Origin of the sequence: Crenobacter luteus (genome assembly GCF_004345725.1) — a bacterium.
In the GTDB taxonomy this organism is placed as follows: Bacteria; Pseudomonadota; Gammaproteobacteria; order Burkholderiales; family Chromobacteriaceae; genus Crenobacter; species Crenobacter luteus.
Window position 1 is genome coordinate 1 of record NZ_SLXG01000055.1, and the last position, 1217, is coordinate 1217.

At 59.1% G+C, this 1217-nt stretch carries 1 protein-coding gene; it reads left to right on the plus strand.

Features of this window, described 5'->3' with window-relative positions; all coding sequences use genetic code 11:
- The first annotated feature begins 55 nt into the window (after positions 1–55).
- Positions 56–1188 (plus strand): IS3 family transposase gene (locus EV683_RS14230; protein ID WP_131863227.1). Its coding sequence is split into 2 segments (ribosomal slippage): positions 56–308 and positions 308–1188, totalling 1134 coding nucleotides; the frame shifts between segments, so codons are not numbered across the junction.
- The last annotated feature ends 29 nt before the right edge of the window (positions 1189–1217 follow it).

Genomic DNA, 1217 nt, shown 5'->3' on the forward strand with positions numbered 1-1217 from the left:
CTAAACAGGGCCACCTGAAACTTAGTAAAGTTCGTTTTATACGAGGAGAACGGACTTGAAGAAGCGGTTCACGGAAGAGCAGATCATCGGTTTTCTGAAGCAGGCCGAAGCCGGCGTGGCGGTGAAGGAGTTGTGCCGGCAGCACGGCTTCAGCGATGCCTCGTTCTACAACTGGCGAGCCAAGTTCGGCGGTATGGAGGTCTCGGACGCCAAGAGGCTGAAGGCGCTTGAGACCGAGAATGCGCGGCTGAAGCGTTTGCTGGCAGAGGCTATTTTGGACGCCGAGGCGCTCAAAGCCGCGCTCGGGGTAAAGCGTTAACTCCACAGCAGAAGCGTGAGGCAGTGCTACGGATGCGCGAGGTGACACCGATCTCGGAGCGACGGGCCTGTCGGCTGGTGGGGTTGTCACGCAGTGTCCATGTCTACCAGGCCCGGCCATCGGTCAAGAATGCGCAGTTGAAGACGCGACTGATTGAGTTGGCCCAGGAGCGGCGTCGGTTTGGCTACCGCCGTTTGCACATTCTTCTGCATCGCGAAGGGGTGCGGGCCAATCACAAGCGGGTCTACCGGTTGTACCGGGAAGCGGGCTTGATGGTTCAGCGTCGGAGACGGCGTCATGGCGTGGCCGTGGAACGTGAGTGCTTGGCGTTGCCAGAGAGACCCAATGCGGTGTGGTCAATGGACTTTGTCTCGGATGCGCTGGCCAATGGTCGACGCATCAAGGTGCTCACCATCGTGGATGACTTCAGCAAAGAATGCATTGCTCTGGTCGCCGACTACGGGATCTCAGGGCACTACGTGGTCCGAATGTTGGAGCAGGCGGCCCGATTCCGTGGGTACCCCGCCGCGATCCGAACGGATCAGGGGCCTGAATTTACCGGCAATGCGCTGGACCAGTGGGCCAGCCGCAAGGGGATTCAGCTGAAACTGACGCAACCCGGCAAGCCCACGCAGAACGCCTATATCGAGAGCTTCAACGGGCGCTTGCGCGATGAATGCCTGAACGAGCACTGGTTCATGAGTCTCTCGCATGTTCGGGCTGAGCTTGCCGTGTGGCGCAAGGATTACAACGAAGCAAGACCACACAGCTCGCTGGCCTATCAAACACCCGCGGCATTTGCGGCAGGCTTCCGCATGAGGGAACAAGCGGAGCAGGAGCAGAAATTTTTAACCGACTTTACCAAGTAGGTCTTGGCCCTAATCCTGGGGGCAGGTCA